Source organism: Pseudoalteromonas sp. H105, assembly GCF_001469215.1.
In the GTDB taxonomy this organism is placed as follows: Bacteria; Pseudomonadota; Gammaproteobacteria; order Enterobacterales; family Alteromonadaceae; genus Pseudoalteromonas.
Genome location: NZ_LOFH01000001.1, coordinates 324,666 through 348,141, shown reverse-complemented (window position 1 = coordinate 348,141; position 23,476 = coordinate 324,666). Strand labels below are relative to the sequence as shown.

Below are 23,476 nucleotides of genomic sequence, written 5' to 3'. Positions count from 1 at the left end.
AAGATATTTTCAATTACAGGGGTAGCCATTAGAGATTAATGGCTTCAATAAATCAGTTAGTTAGATACTTTTTGTACACACCGCTACGAAATTACAACGGTGTGTATGATGCATCACTTATAAGGGCTGATGCTAGACAATGTAAATTGAGTTTGCATAATAACTTTACCATCGATTCCTTTTAGTTTAAGTGAAATCATCGGATCTGCTGATTGCCAATCAATACTCAAATCACCGTAATTGACTTCATGCGTATAATGCCCAACACGGTGCTTATTAGGGCTCACATCTTTCCATTTTTCAGTTAAACCGGAGCTGGTCATTTCAATCAATGGATAATCGAGGTTATCACTGTACTTTGATATTTCTCCCCAGTGCGTATCACCACTAACAATAATAACGCCATTGACTTTATGTTGTTTTATCAAAGCAAATAAACGGTCACGATCATCTGGGAAATTAGCCCATGATTCCCAGCCTGTGAAGTCAGGCAATAGTTGCAAGCTCGAACTAATCAACTTTATCACGCCTGGCTTTTGTAACTCCTGCTCAAGCCATTGCCACTGCATCTCACCTAGCATCGATGCGCCTTCGATCTTTGTCGGACTATAGGGGCCTTGTTTATTAGCTTTGCGTTTGGTGTAGTACTCAAACTCACTGACATGTGCAAGTGCATCGCGATTCCAGCGTAAGTCCGGCATAATCACCCTTACGGTCTGCATGCCTTCACCATACATGGCAGAGGTATAAATACCATCTGGGCGCGAACGACGAATATCACTGTTTGGCACATCAAAAAAATCGAGCATGATTTGCCTAGATGCTTCTTTATGAGCGTATTCTTTGCCAGCATCGTTCTGACCAAAATCATGGTCATCCCACATGGCAATAATGGGCGTATTTGCTCTGAGCGTTTTAAACCCTGGCTTTTCGCCAAGTTTTTGGTATTTACTCGCCAACACTTTCATATCATTGGTATCGCCATAAATGTTATCGCCTAAAAAGAGAAATAAATCGGCATTTTCATTATTAATAGCATCAAATATAGGAATGGCTTTATCTTGATGACCACACGATCCAAATAGAATTTTACTAGGCGCTGTTGTGGCAAAAGTGCAGGTGCTCATTAAGATACTAACTACAGTCACAATTTTTACAATCATTTTAGTATCTCCTCGATAGCTGGCGCCATTGCGGGGTTTAGTTGTTGTGGATTTTCACCCAGTACTTTTAAAATAGTGGCAGCCACTTGCGCTTGTTTGAGCTCTGTGTGCGTTTTCACTAAACCCAGTGGCTTTATTGACGGCCCCATAGCAGCCAACCATATATGTTCAGAGCCTATAATCCCTTTTGGAAACGCTTTGTGTGCTTGCTCTGTGCGTGACATTGCTTGCTTTGAACTATGGTGTTGCCAATCGTTTACATGGCTTCCACGCCCGTGGTCTGTGGTGATGATCAGCGTCGTATTATTTTTATAGCCTGGTGTTACTTGCAGTGTTTGCCATAGGTCTTTTATGAATGCGTCACTTTGCTTTGCAGATTTCAAGTAGTGATCATAATGACCATCGTGTGCAAAATCATCGGTTTCTCCTAGGCTTATCACTAATAACTTTGGCTTTCTTGCCAATAAATATGCTTTCGCAAAACGATAAGTGAAACTGTCTAGACGCACATTATGCCAAGGGCTGGGAATTTCATTCTGCATCGCATTGAGTAATGATGCGTCTTTCGATAATTCTTTTTCTAGTGGCATAAAGCCGGCATTCACGTATACACCACTGCGGACATCATTAACAATAAATGGAAAAACATCCCAACTACCAAACAGTGCCGTTTTATTTTTATAACCCTGTTGCTGATGCAATAACTCTAAAATAGTTTTGTTAGGGTTTGGTATTTTGTCGTTACTGTTTATGTTTTTATCAACCACCCCCGTTAAAATTTCGCTGTAACCTGGGTAAGAAAAATACCATGGGTTACTAACCGACATCATTGATTCTTTGTTTCTGTCGCCAATAATAACGCCTTTTTGTGCCATTGCTTGTGTCACAAATGGCATCAGTAATTGCTGACGATTTTTTGGGTTTTCATGCCAAAACTCAGCCTTAAGCGCTGCGCTGTCTTTGACAAAATCACTATGATTAATCAAATTAGTATCTGCGCCATTAAATACCTCTTGCCAGCGAACACCATCAAGCGTTATCAGCACCACATTTTGTGTTGCTATCGCAAGTTGACTCGTTAATAGCAGTAAAAAAAGCGTATTGAGTTTAATAAATTTATTCATTATTCACCTTTTAAAATAGCAAAAAGCCCATCATGGATGGGCTTTATATCTGCATCTTATTTTAAAAATTAGCTGTAAACGTAAGGGCAGCTGTGCGAGGTGCACCAATAAAATACGTTGAACCATTGCCAGTGCCACCAGCGAGGTATTGCTTATCTGTGAGGTTAGTGACAGCAAAAGCGATATCGATTGAGTTAAAGGCACCGGCATTCACATCCATATGATAACCCGCATTAAAATCAATCACTGTGTAGCTGCCTACCTTGTTACGTGCACGCGTTTGTTCATCTGTCCACGCACCTAAACGTTCGCCGGTATATTTTGCTGATAAACCAAAACGGAAATCTCCGCTGTAATAATCAGTCGACAACACAAACATATCGCTTGGCGCATCGATGACATCATCGCCCGCTCTAAAGCTTGCGCCCTCTCCCTCAATCAGTACACCATTAGCGTACGAACTAGGATCATCCGATGCATACTCCGACTGATTACTTGTATACGATGTATAAATATTCCATTCGTTTGTGAGCATGTAACTGGCGGATAATTCAATGCCTTGCGATTCAATACCGCCTACGTTTATATAAGAACCATTTGTACCGATCGTATAATCAATACCACTGGTATCACTGCCAGGGGCAATAAATGTAATACGGTTTTCAAATTCAATAGAGTAAGCTGTTGCTGTTAATGCCAACCTGTCAGTATTGTAACGCACACCAAAATCAATATTTTCAGCTGTTTCTGGTTCTATATCCGTCAAGGCTGAACTATCACGCTCGAGTACACCATCTTTAATAGCCGCAAAATTCTCGCTGTAGCTGGCAAAGAATTCTGTCTCACCATTAACTTGATACAATGCACCTGCACTAAAGAGCACATCAGAATCACTGTCAATTTTATCTGAAGTAATATTATTAAAATGGTCTACTTTTTGTAGTTCGACTAAATACTGTTTAGCCCCTAGGTTGAGCGTGAAATCGCCCAAAGCCATTGAATCTTGCACGTACCACTTAAACGTATCGGTATCGAATGTATTTTTATATTGAATCCAGTAAGGAGTATTATCAAAGTGATGGTAAACACGGGCGTCAATCACTTTATGCCAATCGCGTGATTCATCACGTTCTGACTGCTCATACCAAAGACCCGCTTCAATATCATGCATACCGAGCGTTACACTATAATCCGCCGTTAAGCCTAAACGATTTTTTTCATAATGAGTATGGCGATAAGACATTACAGGAGTGGCATCCGCTGAATAACAGGCTGGATTTAATCCTGGGCCAGACTGCCAAGGCCAACTTAAACTTTGCGTACAATTTGCGTCAGGTGCTAAGGGTTTACCTTCACTATCAACAAAACCATAGGAACCCGCATTGCTGCCACCTTGCGTAGTTGGATTGCCTTCACTGTCAACGGGTGTCGTCAAATAAGGAGGGATCCAATCGCCACGGCCAGAGTTTTTATGGTAATACGGGCTAATTGTCAGTAGTGATGAAGGCGAAATCGCGTATTCTAATTTTACATAACCCAGTGTATTTTCACGCAGCGTTCCCCAACCTTCTGCAAACATTTGATCAAAATGTGGAATACCGGTCCAATTCCAAGTCAATTGATCCCAATTGGGAGTCTGTGCAAATTGTGCAAGGCTCACACTGTTATAGTTTGATTCACTTACATCATCGTAAGATAAACGCCCCGTTACAGTGAGCGCTTCAAAATTTGATACAAATTTCACCTCAGCATGTTGATTATCTTTACCACCATTACTGCCTTCACCCGCCCAGCGACTGGTATTCGTTTGTGAATAACTAACATAAGCTTGGGTATTATCAAACACGGTACCCGTTTCATGTTTAATGAAGTAGCGTGATGCGTCATGATCACCATTGGTATAAGCAAACGTAGTGCTTTTATCTAGGCTTGGAGCTTTACTGACAAAGTTAAACGTTCCGCCTAGCGCTTCTAGTGAAGCTGCTGCAATATCAGAAGTCCCTTGCCCTACCTCAACCGTCGCTAGGTTTTCGCTGTCCAAATAGCGGTTGGCTTTTGCGCCCCCCCCATAGTTTGACCCACCATTTGGAATGCCATCTACGGTCATACCGAGTTGCTGTTGATTACCATCAATACTAAAACCACGCATAGTGATAGTCGTTGACCAATCATCGCCACCAAACGCATCGCCTTCATTTATACTGATGCCCGGCAGGTTATCAATAACACCAAGCACACTCGACACCGTGCTTTGTTGTTCGAGCATGGCGGGTTCAATCACATTGTTAGCGTAACTCGTTGGTTTAGCCACCACGGTGACTTCTTCTATTTCATTATTATTAGCATAACCATTCGTTGAAAAAGCGAGCGTGATTGCTAAGCTTAGTACGCTTTTATTTTTAAGTGTGTACATCATTGTCCCGTTTGCAATTGTAGTGTTGTAAGCGGGGACATTATGGTGATAATAAGTGACAGAAAAACGTATTTTTATTGACGGAATAGTGACTAAAACATGACCTTTTTATGGCATTTAAATCTTTAGGATCAGTTATTTAACAATCTTTAGTGCAAAATCATGGATCGTATGTTTGGGCAATGCAGGTGCATAAAGCCAGCCTTGAGCTGTTTGAATTCCTAAACTTTTTACCCACGCGAGTTCCTGCTCGGTTTCGATGCCCTCAGCGACCACTGAAAAGCCAAGTTTTGCGAAAATTTCAGATACTTGTTGATACAGTACCTCACCTGCGGGCTGTTGACATTGCAGCAAGAACTTACGATCTAATTTGACATGTTTGACCGGCAAATTAGCCAACATAGATAAACTAGAGTATCCGGTACCAAAATCATCCAACACTGTCTCGATATTTCGAGAACGTAGTTTTTCTATGTGTTTGGTAACCAATGATTGTTGCGTTAAATAACTCGATTCCACAATTTCAATTTTTACTTGATTAGGAAAATCTGTATAGAGATCACATATTTTATTGATCATTGATTCACTGGTTAATACATCAGGATTGACATTAATGCTAATCACAGGCTCAAAACCCACATTTTTCCATTGGCGGAGATCACGTTGAGCCTGCTTAATGACCCAATGATCAATAATAGCGGTTTGTTTGTGCTCAATTAACGTATCTAAAAAATAAGGTCCTGTGATCGTCCCATCTTTTTTTATAAGCCTTAATAACGCTTCGAATCCACACACCTTCCCGGTTTCAATATCAATCTGGGGCTGATAATAAAGTGCAAGCCGCGATTGTGAAATGGTATTAAGCACTGTCGTCAGCTGCATTAGTGAAGAATTAGTCTCGCGTTGCTGTTCTATAAAACGCTGCTCAGACTTTGCAGCAAAGCGCTCGCTGACATTAAGCTGACTACTAAGCTTATTAAATGCCAATTGATAGTCGTTTTTTTCGCTGCTCAAGCGTAAAAATGGATAATAAATACAGGCATTACAGATTATTAAAAACACCTGCAATATTGGCGCAACAAGGTCAGTACCGACCATACTGCCGTTGATAATGGTGGGGGTCATCCAACTTATTGAAACCTCTTGGTAGCCAACTGCCCCGGCTGAAATTAAAAAGTAACTGACCACAAAATTAAAACAAGGAACCACAATAAAGGGGATCAGCAGCAGAGGATTTAAAAACACCGGTAACGCAAAAAGGATAATCTCACAGAAATTAAAGATAGAAAAAGGCATTGCAATGCGGGCAATGTTTTTTTCATGACTTGCATTGGTTAAAAATAATGCTGCTACTATCAAGCCAATAAAACAACCAGTGCCGCCTATCAGTACAAATGTATCGTAGAAAGTTTTGGCTTTAAGCCCGGGGAATATATCTGCATCTAAAAAGCTTTGGTTAAACATTATTGAATAAATATTATCACCATGGACACCAAAAAACCAAAACCCATGAATCATTACCATTCGTTTAAATAACTGCTCTGCCACTGAGCTGCCATCTTCCATAGGCACGACATTCAATAATACAGCTTGGATAATACTTTCAATTACGGGGACAATTAGGTATACACTAAAAAAGGCCACTGCAAACGGTAAAATCAGTAGCAGTTTTTCTTTTAAAAAACCACTGATAAGCGTAGATTCAAAAAATGTTTGCGGTAGCAATTTATAAGCAAACATCAATAGATAACTGGTTAAGGAAGGGATTAATATTGCGTAGGCTGATGCGCCCGTAGCATCAACAAAGACGCCTTGTGGACTAAAGGTTAAAAAGTCACTGTGAATTGTAAAAGCAATGAGCGCAAGCATACTGCCAACGATGGCGCTCTGGCCTAAGTTTTTTGACAAGTGATAACCGACTGATAGCACCACCATGACCGGAAACAACAAAAGAATGGCATTAGAGCTTTTTTGGATGACGTTATATAAAACATCAGAAGAAGATATAAATGAAAAATTAACTGCCGCATTCAATACCAATATGGCTAGAGCAGAGCATGCAAAGTAAGGTAGAAGAGCAATGAAAGATTCACGTAATGACAACACAAACCGTGAATTAGCAAATCGCGAAAAAACGTCATTAACGTACTTAATAGCCAACAATTTACGCTCTCTGTGAAATACTTTTTTTAAATTATAAAGTAAATATTTATAAAAAGTTAGTTAAACACTTCGTTGATAATAAAAACCCCCTTTTAGTACCAATAAGGTGCAGGACCAAAACACTGCACCTAATAGTTAATTCCAATTTTTATACAAGTTCTGCAAGCATAGACTCATCATAAGCAACTAACTCTTCTTTGCTTGCGACTTTTTGAATGTAATCGGGATTAGCTATAAATGGACGACCTATGGCAATCAAATCGAATTGATTGTTGTTAATTGCATCACGGGCTGTTTCATAAGTATAACTCCCTACCCCAACAAGCGAACCTTGGTAGTTTTCGCGTAAATACTCGGAGATTTTCTTACCTTGCAAGCTCTCAAATCGCATACTGTCGTCAAAGATACCACCGTGTAAATAAGCAAGAGAGCGCGTGTTTAATTCTTTTAATAAGTAATCAAAAACGGCTTTATCGCGATTATCTTCCGCCATATTAAAGTACGCACCAGGAGACACTCTAAGGGCTGTTTTGTCCGCGCCAATTCTAGCAATAACAGCGTCAACCACTTCAAGTGCAAAACGTGACATGTTCTCAGGGGTTTGGCCGTACTCATCTTCGCGAACATTGGCTGCAAAATGTAAAAACTGATCAATCAAATAGCCATTAGCGCCATGGATCTCTACTCCGTCGAAACCAGCTTCAACGGCGTTTTCGGCTGCCTTTGCATAATCGTTTATCAATGATTTAATATCTTCAATTGTTGCAGCTTTAGGTGTTTGATACGTTAATTCACGCATGCGAGGCACAGAGCCTTCAATACCAATAGCCGAAGGCGCAAGCACTTCACCATCAAAGAAGTGTGGATGAGCAACACGGCCTACATGCCAAAGTTGAGCAAATATTTTACCGCCCTTTGCGTGAACTGCATCAGTCACTTTTCTCCACCCTTGCACTTGCTCATTGGTAAATAAACCTGGGGTGTTTGGGTACCCTTGCGCATCAGGCCGAATAATCGTAGCCTCGCTGATAATAAGGCCCGCATCTGCGCGACGCGCGTAATAATCGACCATGGCTTGCGTTGGTACTAAGTTGTCGTCGCTCATACAACGAGTCAGTGGCGCCATTAGTATACGGTTTTGTAGTTCAATTGTATTATTCAGTTTGTAGGGAGTCAGTAAGTCGGTTGTCATGCTTGCATTCCTTATCTTGAGTGTACATTCAAGATAAGGGTGGTGAATTGAATATTCAAGTCTATTTTTGAATATTTGTTCAAGATTAAGTAAACTGCCATCTCTAACCTAAGTTAACAGATTAAATAAAGCGAGAATTTATGAGGGTTGCAGAGTTTGATCGTGAGTTTGTTTTACGCCAAGCCATGCTTGCATTCACACAATGTGGATATGCAAAAACAAGCATGCAAAAATTAACCCAAGTAACAGGATTGCATCCTGGCTCCCTCTACGCCGCTTTTAGCAATAAAAAAGGGGTCTTTTTAGCGGCTATAGAACAATATCAAACCGATAAAAATCAACAATTCAATGCCTTTTTTTGTAATAACGCCCCCGTTTTACCTAACTTACGTGCCTACTTGGCGTTAGTGGTCACTGAGTGTTTAGGTGGCGATAGCATGAAAGTATGTTTGCTCACTAAAAGCATCACTGAAGTGGAAGGGCAAGATAGTCAAATAAGTAAGGTTTTGAGTGATAACTTAAATGCCTATGAACAGGCTATCGCTTTTCAATTGAATCGTGCAATCACACAACATGAAATAACCCCTAATCGATCTGCCCAACAACTTGCGCGCTTTTTCGCAATGGGTTTATATGGGCTAAGAACCTACGCCTTAACAAATAACAACGCCAAAGACATTAATCAACTAGCCGATGATTTATTCAGCGTAATTAGTAATTAATTTTTAAGCAATCGACAAGCTGTCATATTAGTCAATATACTAAAGTAATACGACAGCCAATCACAAGTGAGCCTTTATATGAATAACGCAACAGCGAGCGCAACTGAAAAGTTCGACACTATCTTGGGTTTAGGAGCAAAAAAAAGACTGGCATTTATGTTTGAAACTGTTCAAGAACTTAAGCAAGTATGGATATTAAATGACGATGACGGATGCGTCATGCTTGCGAATGAAGATGATGACTGCGTGCCGGTATGGCCTGAACGTATCTATGCTGAAGCCTGGGCAACTGGTGAGTGGGAAAACTGCACCGCAAAAGCAATTCCCTTAAAAGACTGGCAAAGCAGATGGACACCTGGCCTTGAACAAGACGACCTACTCATTGCCGTGTTTCCAACCGAAGACGATGACGGTACTATTTTATTCCCGGATGAATTTGATGCGCAACTAAGCGCAAAAAAGAAGCGTTATTGACTTTTAATAACGTAAAAGCAAAAAAGCGACCTAAGGTCGCTTTTTTTTAAATCAAATGGCGGTGAGGGAGGGATTCGAACCCTCGTTAGGGATTAACCTAAACACACTTTCCAGGCGTGCGCCTTCAGCCACTCAGCCACCTCACCAAATGCGCTAATTTAAAACGCGTTGCAATAGTAAGTAATAGCGTCCTGTGGTGCAAGGTGTTTTTCTGCAATGCAATTCAACTGCTTAGTATATAAACAAAAAAAGCCATTAATTACGTTTTTAACGGCTTTTCTCAGTATTTCTATTTTATTTAACTTTATTAGCGCTGTAGTGAAGCAGAAAAATCAAGCATCCTATTAAGCGACGTGAGTGCGCCTTCACGAAGGCCCATATCCACGAACACTTCTTTACCGTTTGCATCTAGTAAAGCTTCCTCAATGGCTTTGAGACCGTTCATTGCCATCCACGGGCAATGTGCACAGCTTTTACAGGTGGCGCCTTCGCCTGCCGTTGGCGCTGCGACAAATTCTTTCTCTGGGCATAGCTGCTGCATTTTATAAAAAATACCGCGATCGGTGGCCACAATAAACTTTTGATTATCCATTGTCTGTGCGGCTTTGATTAATTGACTCGTAGAGCCAACAGCATCTGCTAATTCAACAATTTCTGCGGGTGACTCAGGGTGAACCAATACGCCAGCATCAGGGTAAAGTGCTTTCATATCTTTAAGCGCTTTGGTTTTAAACTCATCATGCACAATACACGCGCCATCCCACATGATCATGTCTGCGCCTGTATTCTTTTGAATGTAAGCACCAAGATGCTTATCAGGGCCCCAGATAATTTTTTCACCCATTTCATCTAGGTGTTCAACTATTTCAAGCGCGCACGATGAAGTCACAATCCAATCAGCACGTGCTTTTACCGCTGTAGAAGTATTCGCATATACAACGACTTTTCGATCAGGGTGCTGATCACAAAACGCTGAGAATTCATCAATTGGACAGCCAATATCAAGCGAACAGGTTGCTTCAAGCGTCGGCATTACCACCGTTTTATTGGGCGTAAGAATTTTAGCAGTTTCACCCATAAAACGGACACCAGCAACGATGATCATATCTGCATCATGTTTTGCGCCAAAGCGCGCCATTTCTAAAGAATCAGCAACACAGCCACCCGTTTCCTCTGCAAGCGCTTGAATTTCAGGATCTGTATAATAATGGGCTACAAGTACCGCATTTTTATCTATCAATAATTGTTTTATTCGTGCCTTATATTGCGCTTGCTCATCGTTGTTTAACGGAGCTGGCTTAGGAGGAAAGATATATCCTTCAGGCATTATAGTTTGAGCTAGACTCATTTCTCGACCACTTAAGTTTACAGTGCAATTATGGGGCGAATTATACGAGAATCTAGTGCTAAATAACAGTAGGGTTAAAGGGTCTGTGAGAATTAAATATAAGGAGATTTAATATCAAGAATGGTGGGTCATGATGGACTTGAACCATCGACCAATGGATTAAAAGTCCACTGCTCTACCAACTGAGCTAATGACCCGCTCTTGATCTACTGTGAAGTAGTTGCTGCGTGAATCCGCCGATTGAACCATTCATTACTTGAATAAATGAATGGTGGGTCATGATGGACTTGAACCATCGACCAATGGATTAAAAGTCCACTGCTCTACCAACTGAGCTAATGACCCGCTCTATTGCTACAAGTTAATGTAACTAAACACTAATACGTAAATCCGCCGATAAAAGACCACACTATTAAATATACACTAAATAATAGATGGTGGGTCATGATGGACTTGAACCATCGACCAATGGATTAAAAGTCCACTGCTCTACCAACTGAGCTAATGACCCGCTCTTTTTGCCGCAATTTGAGTGGTTGAACCATTCGTTTGCTGCGGGCGCTTATAATACTTATTTAAAAAATGAGTGCAACAGAAAATGTCTCTTTTTTTAAGTTTTTATGTCTAGTTGACCAATTTTAGACCGCTTATGACAAAAAGCAGTCTAATCAAGCTCATTCTACATTTTCGCCAGTCGTTCAGTGGCTAATTTTGCAGCAGTCGTGCTTGGGTATTGGCTGATCAAATCATTCAACGTTTTTAACGCAGGTTCTGTTAAACCTTGTTCATGCAGTAAAGTACCCAGCTTTAACATAGCATCTGGTCGCTTATTAGAATTTGGGAACTCATTAACAACCACTTTAAAATGTTCAGAAGCTTGCACTGAGTCATTTTTAATCGTGAGTAACTGCCCTAACCAATAATGTGCATTTGAGGTATACACTGAGTTTGGATACGTCGTCAAGAAAGCTTGAAACTCAGGAATTGCCTGATCGTAGCGTTTATCTTTCATTATTAACGCCACAGCACGATCGTAAGCTTCATTCTCTGATAAGTCAGCACTGATTGTTTGTGTTGCCAAAGGTTCACTGTAGTCAGTTTGAGGCGTTTGAGCTGGCTGTGAATACGCTTGACTTACACGGTTTTCAATTTCCTGATAAAGTTCGCGTTGACGCTGAAGAACTTTTTCTAGTTTGTAGCTTTGTTCTTCTGTAATACCCCGTACCTGACTGACTTCATCTTGCAGGATATTGAGTTGTTGCTGTAATTCTACCTGCAACAGATTACGTGATTGCATCATTTGTTCAAGTGCAGCTAAACGTTTTTCAACGCTTGATTGCGAGTTTGCAGCATCTGAAACAGGAGCGGGAGCAGCCCATAATTGGGTGCTCCCGCTTAAGATCATTGCTGCCAAAATAATTTTCGGCTTCATAATGTCTCTAATCTTAGTAAACTAATACCGCACGGCGGTTTTTTGCGAAAGCTGATTCAGTGCGAGACTTAACCATTGGCTTCTCTTCACCATAGCTCACAACTGACATTTGGCTAGCAGAAACACCTAAACTCTGTAGGTATTTTTCAACTGATTGACCACGGTTCTCACCCAGCGCAATATTATATTCTGGCGTACCACGCTCGTCTGCATGGCCTTCAATAAGTAATTTAACAGACGGGTTCTGTACTAAAAACTCTGCGTGTGCGCGTAACAATTCAGCATATTTGCCTTCAATTGTTGCTTTATCAAAATCAAAATAAATGATTTGTTCTTGACGAAGTGACTCGTATTTTTGGCGAAGCTCTTCTTGAGCTTGTTGATCAGGTGTAAGTGTCGACACTTCAACTGTATCATTTTGCACTGTTTGCCCAGCAGTATTTTGATTTGCTTGATTTGCTTGGTTTGCTGCGCCTTCATCGATATCTGATGAAGAGCTACACGCCGCTAAAGTCATAACTGGCACAGCGATTAACAGGCCTTTGAGTATTTTATTAAGTTGCATTGAGTAGATTCCTATATTGTATAAACTAGCAATTTATTACTGTAAGTAAGGCGACCATGCTGGGGCCTTAACTTCTCCATTTAGCACAGGCAAACGTGCTTTAAAGCGACCGTCCATTGATACCAGCGCCAGTACCTGTTTATTATTATGGAGCGTGCTATAGATGATCATTGAGCCGTTTGGCGCAATACTCGGTGATTCATCTAAGCGCGTACGAGTAAGTACTTGAAACGCGCCACTAGCCAACTCTTTTTTAGCGAGATGATACTGACCTTGTGTACGGTTAACCATCACTAATTCTTTGCCGTCTGGCGTAATTGAACCGGCAAGGTTCATATCACCATCGAACGTCATTCTGCGCGCCCTGCCGGTTTGTAAATTTAACTTATAAATCTGAGCATTACCACCCCTTTCAGAGGTAAAAACAATATCTTGGCCATTTGGATGCCAAGATGGCTCGGTATCTATACTACGATGATTTGTCAAACGGGTTTCTTTACCCGTACCCAAATCGCGCATGTAAACCTCCGTCGCACCGTTTCTGTCTTTTGACAGAACAAGTAGTAGTTTTTTACCGTCCGGTGAAAACTGAGGTGCACCATTAATCCCTTTATGACTGGTAATCAATTCGCGCTTACCAGTGTAAAGATCTTGCATGTAAATTTGGCTTTGACGGTTCTCAAACGTCACATACGCGAGTTTAGTGCCATCTGGTGACCATGCTGGTGACATTAGTGGCTCTTTTGAGCGCAATAAAACTTGTTCATTAAACCCGTCATAGTCAGCAACAACGAGTTGATATGGCATCGGTTCTTCATCACGCACGATTACGTACGCAATTTTTGTTAAAAAAGCACCTCGTTCACCCGTTAACTTTTCATAAACCACATCACTTATTCTGTGTGCATAACGTCTAAAGCCATTTTCTGCAATAATGCTTTCGCGCGCCTCTTGTATGTGATCTTGGCTTTTAATAAGTTGACCGTTGTTCATAATTTGCGTCTCACCACCGGTGATTTGACCACGAATGACATCTATTAACTCATAACTGACTAAATAGCGACCGTCTGGTTGTTGCTCTACATTACCAACTAATATCGCTTCTACCCCTTGATTCACCCATGCGGCGTAGTCAATGTCGCTGTCTTTGCTGGGTAACTGAGGCATATCGTTGACGCTGATTGGTTTAAATTTACCACTGCGCATTAAATCTTGTGCGATAACGTCGCTTAGCTTTTGTGGAATTGGCCCTATGCCGTTGTATTTAAACGGCACAATTGCAATAGGCCTTGCGCCATCGATACCATCTGTTATCACGATCTCTAATGCTGCACTGGCTATGCCATGAAAGCCCAGTAATACAATAAAACATGCCGTTTTTATCTGGTTAAACATATCAATCCTTTAAAATTGAGGCGCTATAGTTAAGTTAATATTTTTTAATTGCTCAAATACGTCACGATCTTTTGAAACCGGAAGCGTGTCAGCCATTCGCACAGCACGCATTGCAGCTTCGCAGACTAATGTGTCTCCACCCAACGATTTTACTTGAGTTACAAGACCATTAAAACCTAGACGAATATTAAGGCGGCATTCTTTGCCTCTCATCTTCACGTCTTTTAAAAAGTTTTGCTGAATACGCGCCATGATCAAAGCTTTAAATTTTTCGACTTCACCAACCACTTGCTGTTGACGAACCTTGTTACGCGCAGCCTGCTCTTGAGCCAATTGGTCTTGTAGCATTTGCTCCTGTAACGCTTTTAAGCGAGCCTCTTCGGCAGCCTCTGCACGTTCCTTCGCTTCTTGCTCTTCACGTGCGCGTTGCTCTTCCGCTTTTTTCAAGGCTTCTTCTTCAGCTTTACGCTTATCTGCAGCCGCTTTTGCTGCTTGCTCTGCTTCTTCTTTTTGCTTCTCAGCTTGCAGCGCTTTAGCACGTTCTTTTTGTTCAATTTCACGCGCTTTTTTAGCTTGAGCTTGTGCTTGAGCCGTTTCTTTTTCTTTGGCCCGTCGTTCTTGTTCTAGCTTTTTAATGCGCCTTGCTTCTTCTTCACGTTGTTTCCGCGCATTATTTGCACGGCGTTCAAGATCACGTATACGTTTATCTTCTGCACGTTTTTGTGCTTCTTCATTACGCTTTAACTCAGCAATTTTTCGCTCAACCATTTTTTGATCAACCGTTACAGCCGAAACTGCATTTTCTGCCTTAGGCATAGGTTGAGTATTTAGCGTAACTTCAAGCACCGTTGGGCTGGGCATATGAAAACTAGCAGAGCCGATAATCCCACCAATAATAAGTAAGTGTAACAACACCGATTTTAATACTGAAGCACCCATATTAGCCTTTACTTCCTTCAAATGATTCCGTCATTAAGCCAACCGAAGGAACACCTGCGTTTTTTAAAAAGTCCATCAATAACAACACTTCTTGATAAGACACTTTACCGGAGCCTTTAATCATCACAGGCGTTTCTGGGTTCTTCATTAGTTGTAATTTAATAACAGCAGCAACATCGAGTGCTTCCATAGGCTCTTCAGGATTAGTACCCACACTAACATAATACTTACCCTGCGCATCTATTGAAGCAATGATTGGCGGTGTGTCTTTTGTATCAACAAGATCAGATTCTTCCATTTTTGGTAAATCAACTTTTACACCGTGTGTAATTAACGGTGCGGTTGCCATAAAAATAATGAGTAACACCAACATTACATCAATGTATGGTACTACATTTATTTCAGCAACTGGGCGACGTTTTTTACGCTGATACATTCGCTTTTGCCTCTATTTGTGTAGCTGCTTGACGGTGTAAAATGTTTGCAAACTCTTCCATAAAGTTGATGTAATTTGATTCAAGCTTTTCAACTTTATTAGAAAAACGGTTGTAAGCAATAACCGCTGGAATAGCGGCAAAAAGTCCCATTGCAGTTGCAATAAGTGCTTCAGCAATACCAGGTGCAACCATTTGCAATGTTGCTTGTTTTACTTCACCCAAGGCAATAAATGCATTCATGATGCCCCAAACAGTACCAAATAAGCCGATGTATGGACTGATTGAACCAACCGTTGCTAAAAACGATAAACTTGACTCAAGTTTTTCTATTTCACGTGACAGCGCGACACGCATTGAACGGTGTGTGCCTTCCATGACAATACTTGCACTTTGAAATGATGTTTTCTTGTGGCGCGCAAATTCTTTAAAACCTGCGATAAATAATGCTTCAACACCGGTTACTCGGCTACGAGACGAAATTTCATTGTAGAGTTTACTTAAATCAATACCTGACCAAAATTTCTGTTCAAAACGCTTTGCTTCTATCAATGCATCTGAAATTGCTTTTTTACGCTGAAAAATAATTGCCCATGACATGATTGACATACCCATTAGCGATAACATCACTAACTGTACCAATACACTTGCTTCGAGGATTAAATCTACAAAATTAATTCCTGATCCCACAATAAACTCCCAATTCAATTTCTTGTTAAGTACGCATTTTATAATGTGCGAGTATGACCAATGAAATAGCCAATAGTTCAGGCTAGTGTATCCACTGTGTCGGTAACTGACAACGATGTTGCTACGAATTAGCAGCAAAAAACGGTGAAAACCCAAAGTAATGCTTCATTAATACACATCTGATTCTAAAGTAACCATTTCAACAGAAACGTTGTTGAATTTAACCTTGGACTTTCCGCGCTTATTTATACGAAAAAAACAACACAAATGCAGACTTTATTCACATAAAATGCATAAACACGCAAAACTACAAACAAGTATATCTAAAGCAAAAATTAAACTAATCACAGCGATATTATTTATAAGGCAATAAAAACATTAATTACAATAACCTATGAAAAAAAATTAAAGTTAAAGCTTAAAATAAAGACTAAGATAATATAATTGACATTAGTTTTTTTAATCTGAAAAAGAAATTTTTCTAGTTTGAACAAAAAACAACTTTTGAGTATTATTCTCCCATACCGAGCTAGCGCAGTAATAACACACCGTTATTAAGCACAGTTCTTAGCAATATGATTCTGATTTTTCGTATTGCATTGCTTAAAAGCACCATGATAAAACATGATTAATTTAAGCCGTATACCCTGGATTACTTCCTTCAACTTGTTGTTTACCCGCATTCTTATGCGGGTTTTTTTTTGCTTAAAATTCTTATTTCCTTTTGGCACTCACAATAAGGGCTACTTGCTTAACAGTAAGTGAACTAAATCAGGAGGATTAAATATAAAAGATCAATAGGGTGACTTATAAACTAACTAGGTACATAAATGGGGGTTAATTGCATTAATTAGCCTACTAGGTGTAGAAGGTACCATTAATGCAATCTGAAAACTTAATCTTTTTTGGGTAATAAACCAAAGTGCCCATAAGCAATCTCTGAGACAATACGCCCTCTTGGCGTTCTCTGGATAAACCCTTGTTGAATTAAGAATGGTTCAATCACATCTTCAATTGTTTCTTTTTCTTCACCAATCGCCGCAGCCAAATTATCTAAACCTACAGGCCCTCCCATAAATTTTTCAATAATAGAGAGCAGATATTTTCGATCCATATAATCAAAGCCACTTTTATCTACATCAATCATATTCAGCGCAAGTTCTGCCACATCAGCATTTACAGTCCCGTCTGATTTAACTTGCGTATAGTCACGCACTCGGCGCAAGAGCCTATTTGCAATACGGGGAGTTCCTCTTGAACGTTTTGCAATTTCAATTGCACCATCCTCACACATTTCTAAATCTAGGTAATGTGCAGAACGTCCGACAATAGTTGATAAATCAGCCACTGAATAGAACTCCAAACGCTGAACAATACCAAATCTATCTCTTAGTGGTGATGTTAGTGACCCAGCACGGGTTGTTGCGCCAATCAATGTAAAAGCAGGTAAATCGAGCTTTATAGAGCGAGCCGCAGGGCCTTCACCGATCATAAGATCAAGTTGGTAATCTTCCATTGCAGGATAAAGAATTTCTTCAACCTGCGGGCTAAGCCGATGTATTTCGTCTATAAAAAGTACATCGCCTTCTTCTAAATTAGTCAAAAGCGCAGCTAAATCCCCCGCTTTTTCTAACACAGGGCCAGATGTGGTTTTAATATTGACTTTAAGCTCGTTTGCAACAATGTTAGCCAAGGTTGTTTTTCCTAAGCCAGGCGGGCCAAAGATCAATAAATGGTCAAGTGCTTCTGCACGACTTCGTGCCGCTTCTATAAATATTTCCATTTGCTGTTTAACATGGGGCTGGCCCGTGTAATCAGCGAGTAATTTTGGTCTTATTGCGCGATCAACAACGTCTTCATTACTTTGTTCGCTTGCGTCTATAAGACGATCAGCTTCAATCATGGTTTACTCACAACATTGATTTTAGAGATTCTTTGATTAGATTCTCTGTAGACATACCGGGCTTACAAACCGCTTTTACTGTTTTTTGTGCCTGCGCAAGTTTATAGCCCAAAGAGACTAATGCAGATACGGCATCGTCTGATGCATTATTCGCGACCAACGTATCACTTGCAACCGGTTCAATGACGGCATTATCGCTAAATGGGGTGAATAAGTCATTACCCCAATCTTTTAGCCTGTCTTTCATTTCAAGCACTAAACGCTCAGCGGTCTTCTTACCAACACCAGGTAATTTAACTAAGCTGGTCGCATCTTCATTATTTACGCAACTCACAAACTGCTGTGCCGACATGCCCGATAAAATTGCTAAACCGAGTTTTGGCCCTACCCCATTTGCTTTTAACAACTCACGAAATAAAGCACGCTCTACTTTATTATTGAAACCAAAGAGGAGTTGAGCATCTTCTCTTACCACAAAGTGTGTGTAAATTATTGCTGATTCACCCACAGCAGGTAAATCATAAAAACACGTCATTGGCATATTAACTTCGTAGCCAACACCACTGACTTCGATCAGTATTTCAGGGGGTTGCTTTTCAACCAGAATACCATTTAAACGACCTATCATTGTTATTTCCTTAATCTTCCTCTAACGGTTTTTGACGCACTACCCGCTAGTTTTATTAAATTTTGTTCTGAGTGCGCATGGCAAATTGCAATTGCAAGCGCATCAGCTGCATCGGCTTGTGGCGTACCAGGCAGTTTTAATATGTTTTTAACCATCTGCTGAACCTGGGATTTATCCGCTCCACCATGACCAACGACAGCTTGTTTTATTTGCCGTGCTGAATATTCAAAAACAGGTAGCGCCGCCATCGATGCCCCCACAATTGCAGCCCCTCGAGCTTGGCCTAGCTTAAGTGCAGAATCAGGGTTATGCGCCATAAATACTTTTTCAATGGCAAATGTTGTAGGAGAAAATTGTTCTATTAACTGGCTAACACCTTGATAAATCATTTTCAAACGAATAGGAAACTCATGATCTGCTAACTTGATGCAGCCACTGCCTAAATAATTGAATTTTGAACCTTTGTGCTCGATTACACCATACCCTGTTAATCGAGAGCCTGGATCGATTCCTAAAATTATAGCCAACTAAAAACCTGTTATTTAAAAGGTAATAACGCAATAATGCCAGAGCACTGTATAAATTACCAGTAAACATGTGATTTTCACTTTATCGTTGATTACTTTCAAACCGCGCATAAAAAAACACCCGCTTATGCGGGTGTGTTTTATTCTTACACTACTTTATTACGCGAGAGAGCGCAGTAGACCTTGCGTATTTTTACGCATGGTTCTGGCAATCATCATGTAGCCCAAAACCGAGACAAATATCCCGCCAGCTAATGGACCTAAAAGCCAAATATGTGGATGTAATTTACCTGCAAGGTCAAACATTTCTTTTTGCACAACAAGTAAAGCTAGATCACTGATCAAAGCAGCCACAAATCCTGCCGATGCCCCTAATAACAAAAACTCATAAAGCGTTGCGTTTTTTATTAGCCGCCCCTTTGCACCTAATGTTCGCAAAATGACAATTTCCTGCATACGTTCACCCAAACTTGCTTGCACTTGCGAAATAAGGACTAGCGCACCACACAAAACAACAATTGCCAACACAAAACCGATTGCCAGTGAAACTTGTGAAATTGTAGAACGAATTTGTTTAACAAAGCTGTCTACATCAATCGCATTTATTGTTGGATAATTACGAAGCAGCTCACTAAATTCGCGCTTTTGCTCTCCTTCAATACGTACTGAAGATATATAGGTAGCAGGAAAATCAGCTAACACATCTGGACTTAAAATTATGAAAAAATTAGGCTTTAACGTTGCCCAATTCACTTTTCTGACACTGGTAATTTTAGCATCAAATGACTGTGCACCAATTAAAAATGTTAAAGTGTCACCCATCTTCACATCGAGCCTAGCAAGCATAGACTCTTCAACTGAAGCCTCTGCAATCGCCTCATCAGTGAACCACTGTCCATCAATAATTTCATTATGGGCAGGTGCATCAGCAAGCCACGTAAGATTAAGCTCACGCCCAATGCCTGAACGTGCTTCTTCGTCTTTTTTCTCGTTATCTTCAAGAGACACTTCCCGTGCCACCAACTCACCATTAACAGCATTAACACGGCCACGGATGGTTGGATAGAATTCTGACACTTGAATGTTCTTTTGCGCTAAATAGGAGTTAACCTCCGGTAATTCTGATTCCGTGATATTTACCAAAAATGCATTGGGTGCATCACTGGGTAACTGTGACTCCCAATCAGAAATCATGTCATTCTTGAGCACGACTAAGAATAGCAATAGTTTAATAGCAAGTGAAAAACTAATCAGTTGTACTGCATTTGCGTTAGCTCGCTTTTGAATCGATGCAATTGCAAGCGACCAACTGCTCCCTGGTCGAAGACCCAGTTTGCGGCCACCGCCGAATATAAGTCGAGACAGGCCAAATAAAAGGGCGATCAAAATTAGAGTAGAGATAAACAAGATAGCCGTAATTTTAATATTATTACTAAATAGCCACATTAATAAAAATACAGTCAAACCTGACATGGCCAAGTGGACTTTACTGACTAATAATTTATCACCAAGGTTGCGGCGTAAAACACGTAGCGGGGGTATATCAAAAAGATCCAACAATGGTTTTATCGAAAACATTACAGCACAAATAACACCGGTACTAATAGCGACTAACCACGGTTTTGCGCTGGCAGCCGGCAAACTGTTACTCATTGATTTAGCTAGATAACCTGTCGCAATTTCTTGTAACCCATAGCCAATGACTAATCCTACCAACACAGATAATAAACACACCATTGAGAGGTGTAATAAATATATCTTACGGATTGTTGTTCGACTGCCACCGAGCGTTTTCATCATTGCGACAGGATCATATTGGCGCTCACAATAACGCTTCGCGGACACCGCTATTGCCACAGCTGCTAGAATGATACCGAGTAGGCCTGCCAGTAATAAAAAGCTTTCTGCACGGTTTAGACTGTTTGCGATAGGTGATTGCCTATCTTTAACACCGTACCATTGCTGGTTTTCCTTCATTTGCGGCTTTAGCCACGCGTAAAAACTGGTTATATCGTCTTCATCACCAGCGTAGAGTTGACGATAAAACACTCGACTGCCTGGTTGAATAACTTGTGTGGCATCAATGTCAGCTTCGTTTAGTAACACACGCCGACTACTTGAAAAAATATTAAAAGGCGCATCAGGCTCTTCAACTAACACTTTTTCAATTACAAATTGCGCTGCACCTAACTCGACAATATCACCCACTTCGACCTTTAATGCGTAAAATACTGACTCGCTAAACCACACATGCCCTTCACTGGGTCCTTGTTTGGCGACTTCTACTGTACCAGTTAAACTTGATTTAACCTTCAATTCACCTTTTAGCGGGTACTCAGGTGAGACCGCTTTTACTGAGCTCAACTGCATTTCATCATTTGCAAACAGCATAGTGTCGAAATAGGTCAGCTTGGCGGTTTGTAACTTATATTCTTGTGCTTTAGTTAAATAATCAGCCGGTATCGTGTGACTACTTGCAAGCACACGATCTGCTGCAATGAAAGCACTGCTTTTTTGGGCAATGCTTTGACCTATTCGGTCTGTCACCATGGATAAAGTTAAAACGGTTAGTACTGCTAATGCAATTGCTGCGCATATAACCGTTAACTCGCCTCGGCGAAACTCCCGACTAAATAACTTTAATGCTAACTTAGCCCACATTCGCAATAACCTCACTCGTATTTTTAACCAACTGCCCCGCTTCTATTTGCAAAATATGTTGGCACTTCTGTGCAAGTGTTTCATCATGTGTCACTAAAACAAGCGTAGTACCATGCGACTGATTTAGTTCGAATAACAATGATTCAATGAGTTTACCGTTTTTGCTATCAAGGTTAGCAGATGGCTCATCCGCAAATAAAATCTTAGGCGTACCAATGAATGCGCGCGCAATGGCTACACGTTGCTGCTCACCGCCTGAAAGTTGAGATGGATAGTGCTCAACCCGATGACTCAAACCTACCTTTTCTAGCAGCTCAAGCGCTTGCTGTTTAGCATTTTTTTCCCCAGCCAGCTCAGCAGGCAGCATTACGTTCTCAAGTGCGGTTAAGCTTTGTACTAACATAAAAGACTGAAACACAAACCCAACCTTTGCAGCCCTGAGCGCTGCACGCGCTTCTTCATTTAAAGTATGCAACGGTTCGCCATCTAAATAAATCTCACCTTTGCTAGATTGGTCAAGGCCAGCCAGTAAACTTAACAATGTAGATTTACCTGAACCAGAAGTACCAACGACTGCAACGGAATCGCCGGACTTGACATTAAAGGTGATGTCGCTGAGGATGGGCAAATCCCCTTCGAGGGTAGTAACCGTTTTAGAAAGACCTTTAACTTGAATTATATTTAATTGAGATAGCGCTGACATATGATGCATTCAATCCTACGTTTTTTATTTGTTTTACTGTTAGTAATCAAACCACTTACTGCAGCAGCTGACAACACAATTTTAATATTAGGTGACAGTTTAAGTGCCGCCTATGGGTTAAAACAAGAGCAAGGCTGGGTTAAATTGTTACAAGATAAATACGACGCTGAACAAACCGGTGTACAACTTATCAATGCCAGCATTAGTGGTGAAACCACTGGTGGCGCTCTGCGACGTTTAGCAGGCCTACTTGAGGAGTTTCAACCAAGTCATGTACTCGTTGAGCTCGGAGGCAATGACGGTTTACGTGGCTTTCCAATAAAAAAACTACAGGAAAACCTCATAGCTTTAATCAATACCAGTAAAGAAGCCGATGCTAAAGTCGCCATAATGGAAATACAGATTCCACCCAACTATGGCCCACGGTATACAGGCCTGTTTACCGACAGTTTTTCATCGGTCGCAGAAAAGACTGATAGCCACTTAATGCCGTTTTTTGTCCTCAACGTTGCCACTGATAGCACCCTGATGTTAAACGACAACATTCACCCAAACAAAGATGCTCAACCTATACTACGAGATGTAATGTATAAATCGATCAATAATTGGTTAGCCGATTAAGTTTGCTGGGCATTATTTTGCCCAGCTCGTATAATAAATGTGCAAACAAACAAAATCGTATTGATTTTTCGAAAAAAATACGTATATTGCTCGCATAGTCGGTATGTGGCGCAGCTTGGTAGCGCACTGTCATGGGGTGGCAGGGGTCGAGAGTTCGAATCTCTCCATACCGACCATTTAACCTCTTTTCATTTCAATCTATCTACTTTCTGTTTAGCTCATTCAATTTTAATCATTAATAAATAGCGAAGCTTCAGTGCACATATCCTATCGGTTGCGTTATTTTACTCACCCTTGGATAATCTAATTTATAATACTCGCCAATAACTTTAAATCTATAGCTGCCTGTTTAATATGCAATCTAGATCGCATCATGCCC

Annotated in this window: 20 protein-coding genes and 5 tRNA genes; 4 read left to right on the top strand and 21 right to left on the bottom strand. The window is 40.7% G+C overall.

Annotated features, from left to right (window positions below; all coding sequences use genetic code 11):
- Positions 1-113: 113 nt before the first annotated feature.
- The 5 genes from ATS75_RS01545 to ATS75_RS01525 all read right to left on the bottom strand — a co-directional run bounded on the left by ATS75_RS01545 (position 114) and on the right by ATS75_RS01525 (position 8,055).
- Complete coding sequence (locus ATS75_RS01545; RefSeq protein ID WP_058558661.1) at positions 114-1,163, bottom strand: alkaline phosphatase D family protein; 1,050 nt, start codon at positions 1,161-1,163, stop codon at positions 114-116.
- A complete protein-coding gene (locus ATS75_RS01540) occupies positions 1,160-2,287 on the bottom strand; it encodes a sulfatase-like hydrolase/transferase (protein WP_058558660.1) in 1,128 nt (375 codons plus the stop codon). The genes ATS75_RS01545 and ATS75_RS01540 overlap by 4 nt, the downstream gene beginning before the upstream one ends.
- Positions 2,288-2,348: 61 nt before the next feature.
- The gene (locus tag ATS75_RS01535; RefSeq protein WP_058558659.1) at positions 2,349-4,700 is read right to left on the bottom strand and encodes a TonB-dependent receptor domain-containing protein; all 2,352 of its coding nucleotides are present in this window, start codon (positions 4,698-4,700) and stop codon (positions 2,349-2,351) included.
- 135 nt (positions 4,701-4,835) lie between these two features.
- Positions 4,836-6,806, bottom strand: coding sequence for an EAL domain-containing protein (locus tag ATS75_RS01530; RefSeq protein WP_235591116.1), 1,971 nt, complete (start codon positions 6,804-6,806; stop codon positions 4,836-4,838).
- Between the two features lie 205 nt (positions 6,807-7,011).
- Positions 7,012-8,055: an alkene reductase gene (locus tag ATS75_RS01525; protein ID WP_058558657.1), complete on the bottom strand. Its 1,044-nt coding sequence runs from the start codon at positions 8,053-8,055 to the stop codon at positions 7,012-7,014.
- A gap of 140 nt (positions 8,056-8,195) precedes the next feature.
- On the opposite strand from ATS75_RS01525, the gene ATS75_RS01520 reads away from it, so the two are divergent.
- Complete coding sequence (locus ATS75_RS01520) at positions 8,196-8,777, top strand: TetR/AcrR family transcriptional regulator (protein WP_058558656.1); 582 nt, start codon at positions 8,196-8,198, stop codon at positions 8,775-8,777.
- A 78-nt stretch (positions 8,778-8,855) separates the two neighbouring features.
- Complete coding sequence (locus ATS75_RS01515) at positions 8,856-9,251, top strand: DUF2750 domain-containing protein (protein ID WP_058558655.1); 396 nt, start codon at positions 8,856-8,858, stop codon at positions 9,249-9,251.
- Positions 9,252-9,307: 56 nt separating this feature from the next.
- On the opposite strand, the gene ATS75_RS01510 is transcribed toward ATS75_RS01515, so the two are convergent.
- From ATS75_RS01510 to ATS75_RS01435, 16 genes are all read right to left on the bottom strand, one after another.
- Positions 9,308-9,397, bottom strand: a tRNA-Ser gene (locus tag ATS75_RS01510).
- Positions 9,398-9,558: 161 nt separating this feature from the next.
- On the bottom strand, positions 9,559-10,599 hold the full coding sequence (gene nadA / locus ATS75_RS01505) for a quinolinate synthase NadA (protein ID WP_058558654.1): 1,041 nt from the start codon (positions 10,597-10,599) through the stop codon (positions 9,559-9,561).
- 121 nt (positions 10,600-10,720) lie between these two features.
- A tRNA-Lys gene (locus tag ATS75_RS01500) sits at positions 10,721-10,796 on the bottom strand.
- Between the two features lie 72 nt (positions 10,797-10,868).
- Positions 10,869-10,944: transfer RNA gene (locus ATS75_RS01495), tRNA-Lys, on the bottom strand.
- 90 nt (positions 10,945-11,034) lie between these two features.
- Positions 11,035-11,110: transfer RNA gene (locus ATS75_RS01490), tRNA-Lys, on the bottom strand.
- Positions 11,111-11,278: 168 nt separating this feature from the next.
- Entirely contained in the window at positions 11,279-12,031 is a 753-nt protein-coding gene (ybgF, locus tag ATS75_RS01485; protein WP_058558653.1) for a tol-pal system protein YbgF, read from the bottom strand.
- Positions 12,032-12,044: 13 nt separating this feature from the next.
- Positions 12,045-12,596, bottom strand: coding sequence for a peptidoglycan-associated lipoprotein Pal (gene pal, locus ATS75_RS01480; protein WP_058558652.1), 552 nt, complete (start codon positions 12,594-12,596; stop codon positions 12,045-12,047).
- 36 nt (positions 12,597-12,632) lie between these two features.
- Positions 12,633-13,991, bottom strand: a complete 1,359-nt coding sequence (tolB, locus tag ATS75_RS01475; RefSeq protein ID WP_058558651.1) for a Tol-Pal system beta propeller repeat protein TolB — start codon at positions 13,989-13,991, stop codon at positions 12,633-12,635.
- A gap of 9 nt (positions 13,992-14,000) precedes the next feature.
- Complete coding sequence (tolA, locus tag ATS75_RS01470; RefSeq protein ID WP_058558650.1) at positions 14,001-14,930, bottom strand: cell envelope integrity protein TolA; 930 nt, start codon at positions 14,928-14,930, stop codon at positions 14,001-14,003.
- Position 14,931: 1 nt separating this feature from the next.
- Entirely contained in the window at positions 14,932-15,366 is a 435-nt protein-coding gene (gene tolR / locus ATS75_RS01465; protein ID WP_058558649.1) for a protein TolR, read from the bottom strand.
- Positions 15,353-16,054, bottom strand: a complete 702-nt coding sequence (gene tolQ, locus ATS75_RS01460) for a protein TolQ (protein WP_058558648.1) — start codon at positions 16,052-16,054, stop codon at positions 15,353-15,355. Before tolQ ends, tolR begins: the two co-directional genes overlap by 14 nt.
- 895 nt (positions 16,055-16,949) lie before the next feature.
- Positions 16,950-17,957, bottom strand: coding sequence for a Holliday junction branch migration DNA helicase RuvB (gene ruvB, locus ATS75_RS01455; protein ID WP_058558647.1), 1,008 nt, complete (start codon positions 17,955-17,957; stop codon positions 16,950-16,952).
- A 7-nt stretch (positions 17,958-17,964) separates the two neighbouring features.
- On the bottom strand, positions 17,965-18,585 hold the full coding sequence (ruvA, locus tag ATS75_RS01450) for a Holliday junction branch migration protein RuvA (protein ID WP_058558646.1): 621 nt from the start codon (positions 18,583-18,585) through the stop codon (positions 17,965-17,967).
- A 2-nt stretch (positions 18,586-18,587) separates the two neighbouring features.
- Positions 18,588-19,112, bottom strand: coding sequence for a crossover junction endodeoxyribonuclease RuvC (gene ruvC, locus ATS75_RS01445; RefSeq protein ID WP_058558645.1), 525 nt, complete (start codon positions 19,110-19,112; stop codon positions 18,588-18,590).
- Between the two features lie 159 nt (positions 19,113-19,271).
- Positions 19,272-21,773 carry an ABC transporter permease gene (locus ATS75_RS01440; RefSeq protein ID WP_058558644.1) on the bottom strand — a complete coding sequence of 834 codons (2,502 nt, stop codon included), beginning with the start codon at positions 21,771-21,773 and terminating at the stop codon, positions 19,272-19,274.
- Positions 21,763-22,476 carry an ABC transporter ATP-binding protein gene (locus ATS75_RS01435; protein ID WP_058558643.1) on the bottom strand — a complete coding sequence of 238 codons (714 nt, stop codon included), beginning with the start codon at positions 22,474-22,476 and terminating at the stop codon, positions 21,763-21,765. Before ATS75_RS01435 ends, ATS75_RS01440 begins: the two co-directional genes overlap by 11 nt.
- Between ATS75_RS01435 and ATS75_RS01430 the strand changes: the two genes are divergently transcribed.
- A complete protein-coding gene (locus tag ATS75_RS01430) occupies positions 22,477-23,097 on the top strand; it encodes an arylesterase (protein WP_058558642.1) in 621 nt (206 codons plus the stop codon). It begins immediately after the preceding gene.
- A gap of 99 nt (positions 23,098-23,196) precedes the next feature.
- A tRNA-Pro gene (locus ATS75_RS01425) sits at positions 23,197-23,273 on the top strand.
- Positions 23,274-23,476: the final 203 nt, after the last annotated feature.